The organism is Litchfieldia salsa, assembly GCF_900104555.1.
Taxonomy (GTDB): domain Bacteria; phylum Bacillota; class Bacilli; order Bacillales; family Bacillaceae_L; genus Litchfieldia; species Litchfieldia salsa.
Window position 1 is genome coordinate 541180 of record NZ_FNJU01000002.1, and the last position, 19032, is coordinate 560211.

The following is a 19032-nucleotide window of genomic DNA, read 5'->3' on the forward strand; positions in this document are numbered from 1 at the left end:
TCCTTTTGTTATTTTGTAGATGAACATCTAGCCCTTACTGAACTAAATAATGCATAAAGGCTGTTGCCAATCCAAAATAAATTAATATGCTAATTAAGTCATTAATTGTAGTAATAAAGGGACCTGACGCAACTGCTGGATCTATATTCAACTTGTGCATTAACAAAGGAACAAGAGCTCCGGCAAGAGTCGCAACAATTAATGTAATTAATATAGAAATCCCAACTAAAATGCCTAAATAGATGTCACCTTTCCAAACATATACAACCATAATAACAAGGAACCCACATGAAGTTCCAGTAATTACACCTGTGCCAGCCTCTCTAAGGATCAGTTTTGCTCTACTTTCTTTATCAACATCTCCTGTTGCAATTCCTCTAACTGCAACAGCAAGTGCTTGAGTACCAGTATTCCCTGCCATCCCAGCTATTAAAGGTATAAAGACAGCTAAAATAGCAACTTGATCTAAGGTTGCTTCAAAACGTCCAATAATACTTGCGGTTAACATACCCAGGAATAACAGGATAACTAACCAAGGTAGCCTCTTCTTAGCTGCAGCTAAAGGTCCTTTATCAATCCCATCCATATCAGATACCCCAGCTAGCTTTGAATAGTCATCAGATGCTTCTTCAGCCATTACATCAATAATATCATCTACTGTTATTATGCCTAATAAATGATTTTGAAAATCAACAACTGGTAAAGCCAAAAAATTATAATCCTTCATTTTCCTTGCCACTTCTTCTTGGTCCTCACTCACTGAGACAGACATTACACGATCATACATAATTTCTGAAATAAATGTATCATCTTCAGTTACAATTAAATCTCTTAAAGATATAACTCCCGCTAATCTTTTGTCTTCATCAATAACATATACATAGTAAATTGATTCAGCACGGGGTGCTTCCGCCTTTAGAATTTGCATGGCTGAACGAACCGTTTGATATTCTTTAATAGCAATATATTCGGTTGTCATGATACTTCCTGCTGTGTATTCTTCATAATGCAAAAGATCTTTAATTTCTCTTGCAGCACCATCTTCCATTATCGTTAAATAACTAGCGACCTGCTCCTTATCTAATTCATTAAGCAAATCAACAGCATCGTCAGCATACATACTAGATAACATTGTAGCTACAAATGAGGGATGCATTTCAGAGAGGAATTCTTCATATTCAGTTTCATCTATCTCAATATTTTCAAAAATTAACGCCATTTCTTCAGGTGAAAAATAATGATATATTTGTGTACGTTCCACTTTAGATAGTTTCGAGAAGAATTTTGCTTGATCATAAGGGTGTAATTCTAATAATTGGTTACGTAGTTCTTCCATATTATCTTCTGTAATTGCTTTGATCATTAGTTCTTCCTCAAGAAGCTGAATCTCTTGTTCATTCTTATCAACCATTAATTGCCCCCCCTTTCACAAAGAATATCGTATCAGAAATGAAGAAAAATGTCGCTACTTAAAAAGGAATGAAAAAACAATAAGGATTAGGATTTGCAAACCGAGTAAAATAAGCTAATATGTTAATTGTGAATTCTTTATAACTAACTATGTTTTAATTTAAGGCTGGTTTCGTGTTTTATGTCTAAACAACAAAGTTTCAAGATAATAGCCTTATTTCAAATGATTTCATTTAAAAATGTTCATTTTTATAATAGCCCTTTATAAATAGAAAGGAATGCATATGGAAAAGGAGACTAGTCTACAACAAAAGTTTGATTATACAATGGTTTTCATCTTATTTCTTATGGCGATTGTTAGCTGCGTTGCCTTAAAAAGCGCACAACCAACACTACCTGAAAAATTACAAAATATTAATTTTATAGGCTTACAACTACGCTGGTATGTAATAGGTATTATTGCGGTTGCTGGAACTATGGTATTAGATTTTGATCGGTTTAAAATGATTTCTTGGTATCTATATGGTTTTGGCATGCTTTTATTACTTGGTTTGTATTTCGAAATTCCCGGAACGACGACAACAAAAGGTGCAACGAGTTGGTATACTATACCTGGTGGTACCTTCCAACCTTCTGAATTGATGAAAATTTTTATGATTATTGTACTTAGTAAGATTATTGCTGACCATCGAGAAAAATACCCGGTCAATACAGTTAAGGACGATTTTTTGTTACTAGGAAAAATAGCATTAACTTCACTCCCTCCACTTTATTTACTTAAAGAACAGCCTGATATGGGAATGATCATGGTATATTCTGCGATTGTTGCATCATTACTAATTGTTTCTGGTATTAAATGGCGGATCATCCTTAGCTTTTTATCTGTTGCTTTATTATCTATTTCTACAGTCGTCTATATTTATTTTGCTTTTCCTAACTTTTTCCACACCTATATTATGAAGGAATATCAATTAAATCGTTTCTACGGTTGGTTAAAGCCTGAGGAATATTCGAGTGGTCAAGGATTTCAACTTTTACGTTCCCTTCTCGCCATTGGTTCTGGCGAACTTAAAGGAAAAGGATATCAAAATTCAGAAGTAACTCTTCCAGAAGGACATACAGATTTTATATTTGCTGTGTTTTCCGAACAATTTGGCTTTGTGGGTGCAAGTATTGTCATTTCGTTATTTTTCCTACTGATTTATCGAATGATTCACACAGCACTTGAAAGTCATGATCCGTTTGGAAGCTATCTATGTGCAGGAGTCATCGGTATGATTACCTTCCAGGTTTTTCAAAACATTGGAATGACAATTGGGTTACTTCCAATCACTGGTTTACCATTGCCTTTTATTAGTTATGGTGGTAGTTCACTTGCTACCTATATGATTGCAATTGGGATTGTTTTGAATGTACGTTCAAGAACAAAGAAATTTATGTTTGATTAAAGTTTAAGTAGAAATAAGCCATCTTCCATATAATACAGGAAGGTGGCTTTCTTTATTACAAGCTGTTGACTTAAAAGAAAACAACTACAATCTTAGAGATCAATCTAGTGTCTAGGATAGATTCTGCAGAAAGGGTGTTTTTCGTGAAATTTGATGTAATAGGTGATATACATGGATGTTATCAAGAATTTTTAACACTTACAAAAATGTTAGGGTATTCATGGGAGTCGGGTATTCCACTCCATCCAGAGGGAAGGCTACTTGCTTTTGTTGGGGATCTAACAGATCGTGGACCAGATTCTCTTTCTGTCATCAATAGCGTATACGAAATTGTTAATAGAGGCGCTGGCTTCTATACACCTGGTAATCATTGTGACAAGTTATACCGATATTTCCTTGGGAGAAAGGTTCAAGTTACACATGGATTAGAGACCACTGTAGCAGAGTATGAAGAGCTCTCTAAACAGCAACAAAAAGAGATCAAGAAGAAGTTTATTTGGTTATATGAATCTTCTCCCCTTTATCATTTGTTAGATAATGGCCAACTGATCATTGCACACGCAGGGATTCCTGAAGAATTAATTGGAAAAAACGATAAAAGAGTAAAAACATTCGTTCTTTATGGGGATATTACGGGAAAAACAAATCCTGATGGGACTCCCGAAAGAAGGGATTGGGCTAAACATTATAAAGGACAAGCTTGGATAATATATGGACATACTCCAGTAAAACAGATACGAAAGATTAATCATACAGTAAATGTTGATACTGGGGCTGTTTTTGGAGGACATCTTACCGGATATCGCTATCCTGAACAAGAAACCGTTTCTGTGCCCTCCTCAATGCCTTTTATTGAAGCTAAGTTTCGCTCATTTGATTAGTACAGCAGTAAATTTTTCATATCAATTGGTAACTCCGCAGTAAAGGAATGATTTTCATTTGTTATTGGATGGACAAATGAAACACGGCGACAATGTAACGCTTGTCGCTTCATAACCTTTGTTGAACCACCATATAAATCATCGCCGACTAAAGGATGACCAACATAGGTAAGGTGGACACGAATCTGGTGTGTTCTTCCTGTCTCTAGTTGAATGGCTACATGTGACATATCTTTCTCAGATAACACTTGAATAATTTGATAATGAGTAATCGCGGGTTGTCCATCATCGCGAACCGTTCGTTCTATAATACTACCCGAATTTCTACCTATTGGAGCATCTATGGTACCAGAAGGAGTATGAATCTGTCCATGTGTAATGGCTTCATACTCACGCTTTAATGTCCCTTGCTTTTGTTGCTCAACAAATAGGTGATGCACATGCCGGTATTTTGCTACAACTAATAAACCTGATGTATCACGATCCAGTCTATTGACAATATGAGTGGTCGCTTTTAATCCAATTTGCTGATAGTAATACAATAAACCATTAGCAAGGCTATTCGTCGGATGGTCTCTAGAAGGAATTGTTGGTAAATAGGGTTGTTTGTTAATGACTAACAAATATTGATCCTCATATACAATGTTTAAAGTGATCTTTGTCGGAATCATTTCACTACTAGCAACTTCAGTCGGAAAAATAACCTTTAAATGGTCCCCTACTTGTAATTTATACCTAACATTTTTTACCTCATTATTAACTATGATGGAACCGCCTTTAAATTTAATATCGGTTAAAGCGATTTTTGATACATGGTTAATCTTTAGAAATTCCTTAATTTCATAATTAGACTCATCTTCTTTGATCTTCCACTCTAATGTAAAAGGAGCCAAACTGTACATCTCCTTTTCTTACCCAGAAATAAATGAATCACGAACTCTTCTCCAAAACGGAAAAGGTCGGAATCTTGCAAATCGTATTTTTTCTGCAGCTACTCGACATTGAATAGACTTCACATCTTTATGTAGTAATGTCAAATGATCAATTGTTATTTGAAAATCTACATCATTCACAGGCTTCAACATACATGTGTGATGATTAGGAAGAATTAAGGGTGATCCGATTGTTCGAAAAACTCGATTATTGATCGAGGCCATCTCAGCTACTTGAATTGCTTCAATAGCTGGATGCAGAATAGCACCACCTAATGCCTTGTTGTAAGCAGTACTTCCTGATGGAGTTGAAATGCAAAGTCCATCCCCTCTAAATGTCTCAAATAACTGACCTTTTATTTCTAGATCCATTACCAATGACCCTTCGATTGATTTTACTGTGCATTCGTTAAGAGCAAGGTAACGGGCCTCCCGACTGCCATTGATATAACGAATAATCACCTCAAGTAAAGGATATTCAACAATTTGATACGGTGTTTTTGCAATGGCTATCACCAGTTTCTCAATTTCAGAGGGAACCCAATCAGCATAAAAGCCTAGATGTCCTGTATGGACTCCTACAAAAGCTGTCTTACTTAGCCTACTTTTATACCGATGAAAAGCATATAATAAAGTACCATCCCCACCTATTGATATGACAATATCAGGCTTATCTTCGTCATACTCCATTTCGAAATCTGCTAAATAAGTTCTCACCTTTTGCATTAACGTATTAGAGGTTGGATCTCCTTTTGAAGTTACTGCAAATTTCATACTATACACCCTAACTTTTATTAGACTTTTATTCTGAATTATTCCCCTCTTTTTTCCTTGAAAAAACAGCTTGTGCCTCTTGTATTTCTACACGAATTTGTGACATTTCTTCATCTAATTGAAATGCTGCTTCCGCTGCTCTTTGTAAGCGTAACTCGATATCTTTAGGAAACCGTCCATGATATTTATAATTTAATGAATGTTCAATCGTTGCCCAAAAGTTCATGGCTAACGTCCTAATCTGAATTTCGACTAATATCTTTTTTTCACCATCAATCGCTTGTACTGGATAACCAATCACAAGATGGTATGAACGATATCCACTATGTTTCTTTTGAGAAACGTAGTCTCTCTCTTCAATAATTTCAAAATCATTTCTCTTTCTTAGTAGTTCCACAACTCTTCTTATATCATCAACAAACTGACACATCATTCTAAGGCCTGCTATATCTTGCATTTCATCTGATAACTTATCAAGTGGTATATTCTTTTTATTAGCCTTATCAAGTATACTAGCAATTGGCTTCACTCTTCCAGTTACAAATTCAATTGGGGAGTGAGTACCTTGCATTTCAAATTGTGTTCGCATTCCTTTAAGTTTAACCTTTAACTCATCTACAGCTTGCTCATAGGGAGCAAGGAAATGATCCCAATGTTTAATCACCTGCAAAACTCCACCCTTTTATCTATATCAGATGATCCTATTAATAGGAGACATTCTGACTACGATTGATTAACTTACCTTTTAAATCGTTTTGTTTAGAAAAAGCTCTTCAACCTTTTTAACCATATCTTCTCCATAATTTGCATTACCTTCAATATTACTAATTAAATAAGAAAGTTCGTCTTTCATCCCTTCTAATTCTACCTCATCATTTTGAGTAATAAATAATGGCATATATGACGTATTCAAGAGCTCTTGCAACGATGGCCAAACAGTTACAGGTAAGCTTAAATACAGATATTCCTGTTCATTTTCTATTATGTAAATAAATGATAACCCATCCGAATCAACAAGCATCTGACCGGTCGCCTTTATATTATGGAGTTCAAATCTACTCTCCGACGTATAAAATTCAAATCTATCTCCATTTAATTTAATTTCTGTGATTTCAATCTTTTTTTGCATCTTTCAATCTCCTTTCACATTTTAACCCAAATCCATTTTATCACATTCATTCCATTCATAACATATGACAGCAATTCCCTAGGACAAAACGCTTAAACTTTGATAGTATACAAGTAGTATAGTAAATTGATTAAAATAAGAGAGGACTGAGTATCCTTGACACAAGAGCTTGAAATTGAATATAAAAACATTTTAACTTCTCAGGAATTTAATCATATAAAGAATTTCTTTAACATACAAAATTCTCACTTTATAGAACAAGAAAACCACTATTTTGATACAAAGGATTTTACTTTAAAAAACAATCAATCTGCTCTTAGAATACGCGTAAAGGCTGACCGTCACACATTAACATTGAAGCAACCACAACCAGTTGGCTTACTTGAAACACATGAACCTCTAACTACCAAACAAGTTTCTTCATTACTGTCTGGTGAAAGTAAAATTGAAGGAAAGATTTATTCCATCCTACAAGAGATGGGTATTAATCCAGAATTACTTCAATATTTCGGTTCTTTAAAAACGTCTAGAGCAGAGATTCCGTATAAGAACGGGGTGCTCGTACTAGATCATAGTTTTTATTTAAATGTTGAAGATTATGAACTGGAATATGAAGTCGAAGATGCTAAAGAAGGTTTTCAGCATTTTCAAGACCTGTTAGCCCATCTAAAGATACCAACTCGTCATACGGAAAACAAAATTCAACGTTTCTACCGTCAATTAAAACAAAAATAGGAGATTTTTCGAATGAATATTGATTTTAAACTACTAATGGAACTACAGGCCTTGAAGAGTATGAACGGAGCTCAAACAAATTCGAATGATAGTTCGTCACTTTTCAAATCAATGTTTGAACAATTACTTTCAACTCAATCGATTGATATCAATTCGAGTAATCATAATGGCTCATTACAATTGCCAATTCAATCTAACTCTCAGTTTCTACAGCAGATAAATTCAACAGGTGTCCAAAAACCAGTCAATAATGTAAATGTGCCATCAAAGATTAATGAGTATATTAATCAAGCAGCACAAAAATATAATGTCGATTCAAAATTAATTTCGTCAGTGATTAAACATGAATCAAATTTTAACCCTACGGCAAAAAGTCATGCTGGGGCTACTGGTTTAATGCAGCTGATGCCCGCAACAGCAAGAGGTCTAGGCGTAAAAAATAGTTATGATCCCAAACAGAATATTGAAGGTGGAGTCAAATATTTAAGTCAAATGTTAGAACGGTATGATGGTAATGTTTCACTTGCTCTAGCTGCATATAACGCTGGACCTGGTAATGTTGATAAATATGGAGGCATACCTCCATTCAAGGAAACTCAGAACTATGTAAATAAAGTCACTACTAGCTACTATAGTTAAAAATCAATAATTTTTGCGGACTGTCATAAACCGTTGTATACATTTATGACAGTCCTCTTTCGTTTTACATAAGATAAAAACTTATATCAACCTTTAATTTCCAACCTCACCTGAGAGCTCATTGTTTGAGATATCTTCCAACCATTGCTAAAATAAAGTAAGTGACTTATACATGAGTCAAAATCAATATAACGGATCTTAAGAATGAAAAATAAAAATACAACAACACTACTATATAAGGAGGTAGAATTATGTCCGGATCATTTCGCTCACCATACGAGGCTTTAGGCGGAGAGGATACTCTATCAAAGCTCGTCGATGCTTTTTACAGTCGAGTCGGACAACATCCTGATTTGTCTCCTATCTTTCCTACTGATTTAACGGAAACAGCTAGAGTGCAAATACAATTTCTAACCCAGTATTTAGGTGGGCCCACAAACTATACTGATGAACACGGTCATCCAATGTTACGAGCAAGACATATGCCCTTTGAAATCACTCCAAAAAGAGCCCAAGCATGGCTTGCATGTATGAAGGAAGCGATGGAAGAAATAGGCCTAGATGGGCCACTAAAAGACGACTTCTTTCATCGACTCACTCTAACTGCACAGCATATGATTAATACTCCTGATGAAGAACCTGAGAAAGGAGTTTTATTTTGAGTTCAAACACACCAAACTGGTTTACGACCATTGCATGCCAAAACAGTGGGAAGAAACCACTTGAAATCTATATGTTTATTGACCCTCTTTGTCCTGAATGTTGGGCATTGGAACCTATTTTAAAAAAATTATTTATCGAATATGGTCGTTTTTTTACGATTAGACATATATTAAGTGGACGATTAGCCACTTTGAATCCAGGTAAACAAAAAGTTGAGAATATTGCTCAAGTTTGGGAGAGAACAGCTAGCCGTACCGGAATGTCTTGTGACGGTAACCTATGGTTTGAAAATCCAATCTCAACCCCATATTCAGTATCGATTGCTGTAAAGGCAGCTGAGTTACAAGGAAAACGTTTAGGGAACCGATACTTAAGAAAGCTTCAAGAACTTCTTTTCTTGGAGAAGCAAAATATCTCTGATGAACAAGTATTAATTGACTGCGCATCATCCGTCGGACTTGATGTAGATGAGTTTTATAGGGATTTACATTCAACAAGTGCAGCAAAAGCATTTCAATGTGATTTAAAAATCACATCGGAAATGGAGGTTGATCAAATACCAACTCTTGTCTTCTTTAATGAGAACATTGAGGATGAAGGAGTAAAAATCACTGGATATTATCAATATGAGATGTATGTGCATATTATTCAAGAAATGTTAGGTGAAGAGTTTCTCCCTCAACAACCTCCAAGTATAGAGGAATTTGTCTGTTTCTTTAAATTTGTTGCTTCTAAAGAAATCGCAGAAGTGTATAATATGACCATCAGTGAAGTCGAACATGAGATGAAGAAGTTACTTCTTAAACAAAAGGTAGAACAATTCCCTGCTAAATACGGAACGTTCTGGAGATTTATTGAAGAGCCGAATAACTAATGATGGAAAATATAAAAAAGACTTGGTTATAGGACCAAGTCTTTTAATATTGTCTTTTTAAAGACAATAAAGGGGATGGGAGAAATTTTTCACGGTCAAACAAAGGGGTATATGTTTGGTTTGTGACTAACTTCATGTATTTAATATATCAAATTATGTCGATGAATTACAATAGTTTGTTAGTTATTTCACAATATTGACATATTCTTATTATTTTCTGTCCTGCTCGTACATATTATAAAATAGATGAACTTTTCAACGTACTTTTGAATAAGTATATATTAGTATATAAGGAGGTATCCCATGTGAAGAATATAGGTATTATTATCGGGTGCGTATGCATTCTTATTTCTTTTGTATTTAACATCATTGGTTTGATGGGAGTTATCCCACTTTATATAACTGCCCCACCTTTGTTTTTATCCTTACTAGTTACAATCTATTTAATTAACTACAGAAATCGCTTTAAAGGTTTTAAATCTACACGCTAACACCCTTTGAAAACAGAAAAGCCAAGTCCCGCAAAGCACAACTTTATAAAAGTTGTGTCTATGGGTCTTGGCTTTATTTAGTTCAAGCCTTTAATATCCTAAGATAATAGTTTTTCCATCTCAATCAATTTTTCCTCAAAGACCTTACAAGCTTCCTTAATTGGATTAGATGATGTCATATCCACCCCTGCTTGCTTTAAAACTTCGATTGGATAATCTGAGCTACCAGCCTTTAAGAAATTATTTATATATCGTTCAACAGCTGGCTCTCCTTCTTCTAGGATTTGCTTGCTTAATGCAGTTGCAGCACTATAACCAGTAGCATATTGATAAACATAGTAATTATAATAGAAATGTGGAATGCGTGCCCATTCTAATGCGATTTCCTCATCAATAACTATATCATCACCAAAGTATTTTTTATTCAATTCATAATATGTTTCTGACAATAGATCAGGGGTTAAAGCCTCACCGTCTTGGGCTTTTTTATGAATTGAATGCTCAAATTCAGCGAACATCGTTTGACGGAAAACAGTTCCTCTAAATCCTTCAAGAAAGTGGTTTAATAAGTATAATCGTTTCTTATCATCGTCAATGGTCTTTAATAAATAATCATTTAGTAAAGCCTCATTACAAGTTGAAGCCACTTCTGCTACGAAGATTGAATAATTACCATACGTGTACGGCTGATTCTGACGAGTGTAATAACTATGAACTGAATGGCCAAACTCATGAGCAAGTGTAAATAAGTTATTCACATTATCTTGCCAGTTCATTAAGATATAAGGATTGGTACCATATGCACCTGAAGAGTAAGCACCACTTCTTTTCCCTTTATTTTCTTGTACATCCACCCAACGATTATCAAAGCCCTCTTGCACAATACTTAGGTACTCTTCTCCTAATGGCTTGAGACCATTAAGCAAGTAATCTCTAGCTTCACTATAAGGAATTTCCATTTTAACGTCTTTAATTAATGGAGTATATAAATCATACATATGCAGTTTATCTACACCCAATACTTTTTTCCTAAGTGCTACATACCGATGAAGTAAATGAAGATTATCATTGATTGTGTTGACTAAGTTATCATATACTTCTTCTGGAATACTATTATCACTTAAGGCAGCAGCACGAGCAGATGAATAGTTCCTAACTCTTGCATTAAAATTATCTTTTTTAATAGCTCCATTTAATGTACTACCAAAAGTATTCTTATATTTCCCATACGTTTCATAAACGGATTTAAAAGCTTCTTCCCGAACTCTACGGTCTTCACTCTCTAAAAATCTGATGTACCTACCATGAGTAATTTCAACTTCCTCGCCATTCTCATCTTTTATTGTGGGGAAAGTGAGATCTGCATTGTTTAGCATACCAAATGTCGTGCTAGACGTGGCCAAGACATCTGATGCTTCAGCAAGTATAGCCTCCTCTTTTGCACTTAACACATGTGGGCGTTGCTTATTAATTTCTTCTATTGCGTGTGCATACACCTTTAACTCATCTTTTTCGGATATAAAGGTCTGTATTTTATCTTCATCAATAGAAAGAATCTCCGGAACAATAAAAGATAAAGCACTACCTACCTGTGTATATAGATTCGTAGCTCGATCGTTTAATCCTTGATAATATGAATTGGTCGTATCTTGATCATATCTCATATGTGCATATGTATATAGCTTTCCAAGTCTCATAGAAATAGTGTCTTGATAATTTAGCGCATCGTATAAGAATTCCGCTGATTGGCCAAGCTTTCCTTGAAATTCAGAAATTTTAGGAATCATTTCCTTTATTTCTTGGAATTCCTTTTCCCAATCAATATCCGATTCAAAAATATCTTCCAAACGCCATGTATCCTCAACTGACAATTCGTTTCTACTTTGAAGCTTTTTTACGGTTGATTGTTCTGCCACTGTTGATGACCTCCTAATACATTTTTCATTCGTTATAAGAAAAAGGTAAATGCGCCTTCTGAGCCCTAACAAGAGCTAGAGTATCGAAGGATTTTATCATTCCTATTATTCAAAAAAGGCTATAACGATTCTATTCATTATTATAACTATAAATTCCTCATTTTACTAAATATATGCTATTTACTATTACAAAAAGCAGCTTTCTTGAAATAACAAAGCTAATATTTTTTGATCAGCCTCGAACGTTTCTTCATCACTTTTTGGGAATGAAAATTCAGTAACTTTTGTATATACTCCTTTATTTTTTCTCTCGAGAACCCCCACTGTACATAAACATTCGAGATACTCTAGTACAGCATATGATACATGTGAATTTGCTTTTAACAGAGGTAGTTTTCTAATAATAATATCCCTTGTCCTCACTCTTCTCATAAAAGCATGAAAGACTTGTTTAAATGTTATATTGTCTCCTACTTTTAAAGTGAATAAACAGTCTAGCATAATCCATAGTTGCCATATAAACGAATGGGTGTGTATCCAGTACATTGATTCGCAAGGTAAGCCTATTTCAGGGGGCATAAGAGAAGGTGCAATTCTGCTTTGATACATATTAGTCAAGAGTTTTCTATGACTTTTTTGTGGGTAGATTGAAAATTGAAGTCGATGTCGTTGCTTATGTTGAAGCCATATCCGTTCAATTTGTTTTAGATTAAACTTATATTCATAATGAAGTAACTCATATAAGGTAAGATTGGAAAGGTTCATTTCAAGGAAGTGACCGAATACCAGAGTTGGAGAAATGGGAATAATTGAAGATAACTGAAAGATGGAGTTTGAATCGGGAGAAAAAAAGAATATTCTTGCTGTCTGGTTTGAAATCTTTGTAACAAATTGCCATAAAAAAGGCGACATTTTATATTGGTGACTACCAACACACTTTAAATAACTTTTGTCGATAATCCATAGTGGTTGAATATTTTTTTCTTGATATAGCTCTGTTCGTTTCATAAAAATTTCTTCCGACAATCTTGAGCACTGAAACTCTATTGCATATAGTTGATTGTGATCCTCAACTAATACATCAGGCCTTTGGGCAATTGACTTAATATACGGTTCCAGCTTTGTATTTATATACTGTTCTTTCAACCAATTAAACAATTGGCTCTTTCCATTAAGATGAGTTTCAGATTCTGATTCCACTTGGATTAAACAACTTGAATTTTTATAATGAGAAAAATGATTTGCTTTCTTTTTACCAATCTTCAGTTGGACCTCCTCTTTACATACCGGGCAATAAAAGCTCTCTTCTGCCCGAAGAGCTCTCAATTTAAAGGAATCACCATGGTCTAATAAAGATAGAAACTGACCGTTTTTTCTTAATGCCACATACAAAATACATTTCCTCCTTTCTTTTCATTTTAACAATTCGACATTCACTAAAAAATCCCTTCAAAAAAGAGGATGCTTCCACAAGTAAGTGATAATCAATCACTATTGGGACAACCTCCTCTTAATATTATAATAATGGAGATAATAATCTTGATGTTGATTCAAGGATTCTCTGCATAATTGGGCGATGACTAAAAGCTTCGATTTCTATTTGATTCGATACTTTTATATCTTCTATGAAATCATTTACTAATGTGATTGTACTGTTTGTTTTGTACAAAAAAGCATTTATTTCAAAATTCAAATGAAAGCTTCTCATATCCATATTTGCTGTTCCTATAGAAGCTAATTGGCCATCGACAATCATGATTTTACTATGCATAAACCCCTTTTCATACTCATATATCTTAACTCCTGCTTCTAACAAAATCGGAAAATAAGATCTAGATGCATAGAAAACAATCTTTTTATCTGGTCGCTTCGGTACTAATATCCTTACATCAATTCCACTCAATGCCGCAATTTTTAATGCAGATAAAATGTCTTCATCTGGGATAAAGTATGGAGAGGAAATCCAAATTGATTCCTTGGCAGAAATAATCATTGAAAAGAATAAATTTTTAATAACTTCCCACTCATTATCAGGTCCACCTGCAATCATTTGAACCCCACCGAAATAACTACCTTCAACAAGTTGTGGAGAAAGATAATTTTGATTAAGATATGCTTTACCAGTTATGTAATGCCAATCTTGAATAAAGATTAGCTGTAACGACCTCACTGCTTCTCCTCTAACTAAGAGATGAGTATCTCTCCAAAACCCGAAAAATTTATTTTTACCTAAGTATTCATCACCAATATTCAACCCACCAACAAAACCAATCGTACCATCAATTACAATAATCTTTCTATGATTTCTAAAATTTATCTTATTGTTTAAAAAAGGCAATTTGACAGGTGAAAAGGGAACAATTTCTACTCCAACGGCTTTTAATTCTTCTATATAACTTTTGGATAATTTCCAGCTTCCAACAGCATCGTATAAGAACCTTACTTCAACACCGTTCTTTGCACGATCAATTAGTATTTCTTTTAACCTCTGACCAATACCATCATGTCTTACAATATAATATTCCAAGTGAATATGATGCGTTGCTTTACTGAGAGCATCGAAAATATGGGTGAAGGTTTCTTCTCCATTAGTAAGTACCTTTGTTTCAGATGCAAATGATATTGGACTTTTTGCAAGCTTATGTGCTAACCGAAAAAGGAGTTGCTGATGATCACCCATATGTTCAATCTTGTCTTCATTATGATCAATATTCCCTTCAATCTTCAAAAAAGTTTCTTCATCAAACAAAGCCTTCTGCCTAAATAACTTCTTCTTGCGATAATTTCTTCCAAACAGTAAGTAAAAGAAAAAGCCAAGAACCGGGAAACTTCCTAGTACAACTAACCATGTTAAGGTTTGTGTTGGTCGCCGATTTTCCAGGAAGATAATTGAACCAATAAATATGACTGAGAGTGTTATTAAAATACTTAATAATCCAAGAAGCCAACTTTCCCAATAGCTTTTCGTAAAATACAATAACAGAAAAAGTGAAAGTAGAAATAGTATTACTTGTAGTGTGTTTTTCAATAATTCACCTTCTTTATTAAATGCTGTTTTCACTTTCATTTTGTAAAAGACTGTTTTCTCGTATGGATTGCTAAAACCGCAAACTGAGAAAACAGTCTTGTAAAAAAAGCCGATTTCATAAGTTGAAATCGGTCTTATTTCTGTGGAAAATAGCGTCTAATTTCTTCAAGTGCATTTTCCTTCATTATCTCTTTTCCATATTCACTAAGTCTATGAATCGTCAATGTAGATTCACTACCGTACTCAAGAACGATGCTAAGCATATTTTCTAATTCTTCTTCTGTGTAGTGATCTTCGTTAAACTCTATATATAGGTAGTACTTTCCCTCAAAAGAGTGTAAACTATTTATTAATTTATCAAGTGTTATACGATGCGATAAAGAAATAACATCTTCGAAATCCCTGAAACGGATGATAAATTGAAAGTGATCTTCCTCGATTTGATCTAGAGAAGGTTCATTCAAAGATTTAGGATTAAATTGAGAATCTAATAATGATTCTATTTTCTCATCTACAGGAAATTTATCATCGACCGGCAACTCAAATTTATGCCCTTCTTTTGAAAGTTGAGCCCTTGTAACTAGTACCTCTAATCCTTTATCAAGAGCCTGAATTTGAATCCATAACGGACCCTCGACTGTAAATTCTTCTTCCTGATGAACTTCATCCATCATTTCCCAAAAAAGTTCTTCACTTTTTTCACGGTTATACCATATTTCATCCCGATCAAAACCGCGTTCTTCTATATCAACATATGAGATATAAAACTTAACTGTATGTTCATTAATACGTTCAATTTCCATCATAAAGCTCTCCCTTCTAGCTCATATTTGAAGGGACAATAACCCCCGAGCTTAACGCTCTTATCACCTTACCCAAAATTGATGTTAGGTAATCTTATTATTAATATAATAATTATCTTGTACTCTATTTTATGTTAGTACAATAAGATATGGAAAGGAAAATAACCATCTTTTCAAAAACAATCATTTGACCTAAATTACAATGATTATTCTATATATTATAATATATAGCCAATTTTATTGAAAGAAATAACTCCGGAAACATATATCATAACTGTCATAACTTTGTCCATACTCGCTATATATAGTTATAAGTGATTTAAAGGGAGGGAACAATATGGATATAGAGTTACTAACATCTATCTTAATCATCATTGGAATTGATGTTGTCCTTGGTGGAGATAACGCAATCGTCATTGCATTGGCCTGTAGAAACCTCCCTGAAAGACAGCGCAACAAGGCAATCATTCTTGGAGCAATTCTCGCTATTATTTTGCGCATAATTTGTACAATCCTAGCAGTATATCTACTGGAGATACCATTTCTTCAATTTGCTGGCGGATGCTTCTTAATATTAATTGCTTATAAATTACTCACTGATCATAACGAAGATAATAATAAGATACGTGCTGGGGCTAGCTTAAGTACAGCCGTTAAAACGATTGTCATTGCGGATTTAGTGATGGGTCTTGATAACGTAATTGCTGTTGCAGGTGCAGCACACGGACGTATTCACCTTGTCGTTCTAGGACTGATTGTTTCCATTCCAATTATTATTTGGGGAAGTAAGCTAATTTTATTTTTAATGGAGCGTTATCCGATCTTTATTTACGGGGGTGCGGCTATTTTGGCATATACTGCCGGACAGATGATTATTCATGAACAAAGCTTAACTCATCTATATAGTCAACACACAGGGATTGTAGGCATACTCCCCATTATTATTATCGTTTTTGTCTTAGTTTCGGGTTACTTATCAAATAAAATAAAAATTAGTTATAGTATTAAATAAGAAAAGCGCAGGGTTCGGACACGGTTGTATGCGAAATCACCAATCCTGTCTGAAGTCACGCAGGGTTCAGACTCAGGTGCATTTAAATATCACTATCCTGGTCTGAAGTCACCTTAGGTTCAGACACAGTTGCATGTGAAATCACCAATCCTGTCTGAAGTCGTGCATAGTTCGGACTCAGGTGCATTTAAAAATCACTATCCTGTCTGAAATCACCTTAGGTTCAGACACAGTTGCATGTGAAATCACCAAACCTGTCTGAAGTCGTGCATAGTTCGGACTCAGGTGCATTAAAAAATCACTATCTTGTCTGAAGTCACCTTAGGTTCAGACACAGTTGCTTGTTAAATCACCAATCCTGTCTGAAGTCACCTTAGGTTCAGACACAGTTGCATGCGAAATCACCAATCCTGTCTGAAGTCACTCATCATTGAACAAGGAAAAGAAGAGTCAACATGATTTTAACAAAAACAAAAAACCTCTAATGCTAAAACTAACATTAGAGGTTTTTAAAAAGTTAATTAACTAAGCGTTGTGCTTCACGTAATTGGAAAGTACGAACTTTTCTAGGTAAGAAACGACGAATTTCATCTTCGTTGTAACCAACCTGTAATCTCTTTTCATCAATAATAATTGGACGTCTAAGTAGACCTGGGTTTTTCTGAATTAATTCATATAATTCCTGTAGTGGCATTGACTCTAAATTAACATTTAATTTTTGAAAGATTTTAGAACGAGTTGAAATAATCTCATCGGTTCCATCTTCTGTCATTCGAAGAATTTCTTTAATTTCTTCAATTGATAAATTCTCAGAAAAAATATTTCTTTCAACATATGCAATTTCATGTTCCTCAAGCCAAGATTTGGCTTTCCTACAAGACGTACAACTTGGTGATGTATAAAGAGTAACCATTAATCTATCACTCCTTCGAGTTTATTGATATATGTTACAGTTAGAATAAATCTAACTCATATGAGGATTCTTAAGCTGAAAACCATACTAAATTAAAATTAGTTTAATTAAGTAATTTCTCTTAATTTATTATACAACAAATATACCAAGAAAGATATAGCATTTCATAAAATTACATAAAACTTATACAAAAATGGTACGACAATTTTCTCAAATAGTCTCTTATGTATGATAATAAGATAATTTGATTAAAGTGACCAAGTTGAAATTAAATTGTCAGCTCTAATCAAGGAGCTGACAATAAAACAATCCTACTATTTGAGCTCATCCTTATTTGTTCGATCAGGGTCAAAGCTTAAAACGTCTTCAACATTTTCATATGACTGTCCATAAAATTCTTTATCTTTATACGTGTGTACCATTTCATAAGTTTTTTTCATAGCATTGTATATTTCTTCTTCAGATTGTTCTGAAGGAGACCAATAAAGGATTTCTAATTCATTAATCTGTTTTGTAGCCAATGACCGCCGACGATACCCAATTGAACTTGCATGCTTGAAGCCTTCTCTTTTATAGAACTTCAGTCTTTTTTCTGTATCAGAATCTTTATAATTAATCGGTTCAACCTCTAAGACGATTGATTTTCTTTTCCGCTTAAGCTTTTCAATCAGTTTACGCCCTAAACCTTGACCTCTTGATTCTTGTGAAACAAAAAGATAGTCAATAAATATAAAGTCTTCTAACTCTACATACATTAAAACATGGTGGATACCTTCGTCTTTATGGTATATTTTCGCTTTTTCTCTCAATAGTGTTTCCATATGATCCTGAGATTTCATTTCTTCGATTGGAAAGTACTGATTTAGTTTGTCATACCAATTCATAGTATTCTCCTTTCATTTATTTAGTTTATTTTTTTTAAAAAAAATGGTGACTTTTCATCTTTACATTGCTACTTTTTATTTTACCCCTTTTATTAATAAGGAACATCGCATAAAATAAAAGATAAGAAGTATTTTTATTGGAGGGATACATATGTTCAATTACATCATGGATTTCACGATTGTTGCAATACTTGTAATCGGTATCACTGCAGTTATGGGAATTATCACAAATGGCATTGGTATAAAATTTTTTGGTGGCAGCACAAAATCAGAATTCGTTGATCAATCTAATAAGATGCAAACTGGCTGGAAAAATGTTGGTGGACGATAAGAAAAGCGGAAGCGCCTTGTTCAGCCTCAGGCAGGCATAAGGCGGAGCACGTAGGAAATCTTGTTTTCCGTAGTGATTCGACTTATGACCCCGAGGGGCTAGGCGCTGAAGCTAGACAATAAAACTGAGTGCAAAATTTATATGTTTTTTATCTCAAAATAATAAATAA

The 19032-nt window shown here is 34.2% G+C and carries 20 protein-coding genes; 9 read left to right on the forward strand and 11 right to left on the reverse strand.

Features of this window, described 5'->3' with window-relative positions:
- Positions 1-34: 34 nt before the first annotated feature.
- Positions 35-1363 carry a magnesium transporter gene (gene mgtE, locus BLQ56_RS06420; protein WP_386756445.1) on the reverse strand — a complete coding sequence of 443 codons (1329 nt, stop codon included), beginning with the start codon at positions 1361-1363 and terminating at the stop codon, positions 35-37.
- Between the two features lie 331 nt (positions 1364-1694).
- Between mgtE and BLQ56_RS06425 the strand changes: the two genes are divergently transcribed.
- Positions 1695-2858 carry an FtsW/RodA/SpoVE family cell cycle protein gene (locus tag BLQ56_RS06425; protein WP_090851101.1) on the forward strand — a complete coding sequence of 388 codons (1164 nt, stop codon included), beginning with the start codon at positions 1695-1697 and terminating at the stop codon, positions 2856-2858.
- A gap of 143 nt (positions 2859-3001) precedes the next feature.
- Positions 3002-3739, forward strand: a complete 738-nt coding sequence (gene prpE / locus BLQ56_RS06430) for a bis(5'-nucleosyl)-tetraphosphatase PrpE (RefSeq protein ID WP_090851104.1) — start codon at positions 3002-3004, stop codon at positions 3737-3739.
- On the opposite strand, the gene BLQ56_RS06435 is transcribed toward prpE, so the two are convergent.
- From BLQ56_RS06435 to BLQ56_RS06450, 4 genes are all read right to left on the reverse strand, one after another.
- Positions 3736-4632 carry an RluA family pseudouridine synthase gene (locus tag BLQ56_RS06435; protein WP_386756441.1) on the reverse strand — a complete coding sequence of 299 codons (897 nt, stop codon included), beginning with the start codon at positions 4630-4632 and terminating at the stop codon, positions 3736-3738. The genes prpE and BLQ56_RS06435 overlap by 4 nt on opposite strands.
- Before the next feature lie 18 nt (positions 4633-4650).
- Complete coding sequence (locus BLQ56_RS06440; RefSeq protein ID WP_090851110.1) at positions 4651-5445, reverse strand: NAD kinase; 795 nt, start codon at positions 5443-5445, stop codon at positions 4651-4653.
- 28 nt (positions 5446-5473) lie between these two features.
- On the reverse strand, positions 5474-6109 hold the full coding sequence (yjbM, locus tag BLQ56_RS06445; RefSeq protein WP_175490202.1) for a GTP diphosphokinase: 636 nt from the start codon (positions 6107-6109) through the stop codon (positions 5474-5476).
- Between the two features lie 81 nt (positions 6110-6190).
- On the reverse strand, positions 6191-6574 hold the full coding sequence (locus tag BLQ56_RS06450) for a UPF0738 family protein (protein WP_090851113.1): 384 nt from the start codon (positions 6572-6574) through the stop codon (positions 6191-6193).
- A 156-nt stretch (positions 6575-6730) separates the two neighbouring features.
- Here BLQ56_RS06450 and BLQ56_RS06455 point away from each other — a divergent pair, with 156 nt between their 5' ends.
- From BLQ56_RS06455 to BLQ56_RS06475, 5 genes are all read left to right on the forward strand, one after another.
- Positions 6731-7309, forward strand: a complete 579-nt coding sequence (locus BLQ56_RS06455; RefSeq protein WP_090851115.1) for a CYTH domain-containing protein — start codon at positions 6731-6733, stop codon at positions 7307-7309.
- A 12-nt stretch (positions 7310-7321) separates the two neighbouring features.
- Positions 7322-7948, forward strand: coding sequence for a lytic transglycosylase domain-containing protein (locus tag BLQ56_RS06460; protein WP_090851118.1), 627 nt, complete (start codon positions 7322-7324; stop codon positions 7946-7948).
- Between the two features lie 251 nt (positions 7949-8199).
- The gene (locus tag BLQ56_RS06465) at positions 8200-8610 is read left to right on the forward strand and encodes a globin domain-containing protein (RefSeq protein WP_090851121.1); all 411 of its coding nucleotides are present in this window, start codon (positions 8200-8202) and stop codon (positions 8608-8610) included.
- Entirely contained in the window at positions 8607-9485 is an 879-nt protein-coding gene (locus tag BLQ56_RS06470; protein WP_238457190.1) for a ClpXP adapter SpxH family protein, read from the forward strand. Before BLQ56_RS06465 ends, BLQ56_RS06470 begins: the two co-directional genes overlap by 4 nt.
- A 305-nt stretch (positions 9486-9790) precedes the next feature.
- On the forward strand, positions 9791-9976 hold the full coding sequence (locus BLQ56_RS06475; protein ID WP_090851124.1) for a hypothetical protein: 186 nt from the start codon (positions 9791-9793) through the stop codon (positions 9974-9976).
- Positions 9977-10074: 98 nt separating this feature from the next.
- Here BLQ56_RS06475 and pepF read toward each other — a convergent pair whose 3' ends face one another.
- From pepF to mecA, 4 genes are all read right to left on the reverse strand, one after another.
- Positions 10075-11892 (reverse strand): oligoendopeptidase F, encoded by a 1818-nt coding sequence (gene pepF, locus BLQ56_RS06480; protein WP_090851127.1) that lies wholly within the window; start codon positions 11890-11892, stop codon positions 10075-10077.
- A 186-nt stretch (positions 11893-12078) separates the two neighbouring features.
- A complete protein-coding gene (locus BLQ56_RS06485) occupies positions 12079-13278 on the reverse strand; it encodes a competence protein CoiA (RefSeq protein ID WP_238457200.1) in 1200 nt (399 codons plus the stop codon).
- 130 nt (positions 13279-13408) lie between these two features.
- Entirely contained in the window at positions 13409-14920 is a 1512-nt protein-coding gene (gene cls, locus BLQ56_RS06490; protein ID WP_090851382.1) for a cardiolipin synthase, read from the reverse strand.
- Between the two features lie 134 nt (positions 14921-15054).
- Complete coding sequence (gene mecA, locus BLQ56_RS06495; protein ID WP_090851132.1) at positions 15055-15723, reverse strand: adaptor protein MecA; 669 nt, start codon at positions 15721-15723, stop codon at positions 15055-15057.
- A 337-nt stretch (positions 15724-16060) separates the two neighbouring features.
- Between mecA and BLQ56_RS06500 the strand changes: the two genes are divergently transcribed.
- A complete protein-coding gene (locus tag BLQ56_RS06500) occupies positions 16061-16735 on the forward strand; it encodes a TerC family protein (RefSeq protein WP_090851135.1) in 675 nt (224 codons plus the stop codon).
- Between the two features lie 517 nt (positions 16736-17252).
- Here BLQ56_RS06500 and spxA read toward each other — a convergent pair.
- Positions 17253-17648 (reverse strand): transcriptional regulator SpxA, encoded by a 396-nt coding sequence (spxA, locus tag BLQ56_RS06505; RefSeq protein ID WP_090851138.1) that lies wholly within the window; start codon positions 17646-17648, stop codon positions 17253-17255.
- A gap of 314 nt (positions 17649-17962) precedes the next feature.
- On the reverse strand, positions 17963-18532 hold the full coding sequence (locus tag BLQ56_RS06510) for a GNAT family N-acetyltransferase (RefSeq protein ID WP_090851141.1): 570 nt from the start codon (positions 18530-18532) through the stop codon (positions 17963-17965).
- A gap of 151 nt (positions 18533-18683) precedes the next feature.
- Here BLQ56_RS06510 and BLQ56_RS06515 point away from each other — a divergent pair, with 151 nt between their 5' ends.
- The gene (locus BLQ56_RS06515) at positions 18684-18863 is read left to right on the forward strand and encodes a hypothetical protein (RefSeq protein ID WP_090851144.1); all 180 of its coding nucleotides are present in this window, start codon (positions 18684-18686) and stop codon (positions 18861-18863) included.
- Positions 18864-19032: the final 169 nt, after the last annotated feature.

Bases quoted from the DNA above. Each gene is read 5' to 3' on its own strand.
- mgtE (WP_386756445.1), bottom strand. From the start codon at position 1,363: ATGATCAAAGCAATTACAGAAGATAATATGGAAGAACTACGTAACCAA.
- BLQ56_RS06425 (WP_090851101.1), top strand. From the start codon at position 1,695: ATGGAAAAGGAGACTAGTCTACAACAAAAGTTTGATTATACAATGGTT.
- BLQ56_RS06440 (WP_090851110.1), bottom strand. From the start codon at position 5,445: ATGAAATTTGCAGTAACTTCAAAAGGAGATCCAACCTCTAATACGTTA.
- BLQ56_RS06450 (WP_090851113.1), bottom strand. From the start codon at position 6,574: ATGCAAAAAAAGATTGAAATCACAGAAATTAAATTAAATGGAGATAGA.
- BLQ56_RS06460 (WP_090851118.1), top strand. From the start codon at position 7,322: ATGAATATTGATTTTAAACTACTAATGGAACTACAGGCCTTGAAGAGT.
- BLQ56_RS06465 (WP_090851121.1), top strand. From the start codon at position 8,200: ATGTCCGGATCATTTCGCTCACCATACGAGGCTTTAGGCGGAGAGGAT.
- mecA (WP_090851132.1), bottom strand. From the start codon at position 15,723: ATGGAAATTGAACGTATTAATGAACATACAGTTAAGTTTTATATCTCA.
- BLQ56_RS06500 (WP_090851135.1), top strand. From the start codon at position 16,061: ATGGATATAGAGTTACTAACATCTATCTTAATCATCATTGGAATTGAT.
- spxA (WP_090851138.1), bottom strand. From the start codon at position 17,648: ATGGTTACTCTTTATACATCACCAAGTTGTACGTCTTGTAGGAAAGCC.
- BLQ56_RS06510 (WP_090851141.1), bottom strand. From the start codon at position 18,532: ATGAATTGGTATGACAAACTAAATCAGTACTTTCCAATCGAAGAAATG.
- BLQ56_RS06515 (WP_090851144.1), top strand. From the start codon at position 18,684: ATGTTCAATTACATCATGGATTTCACGATTGTTGCAATACTTGTAATC.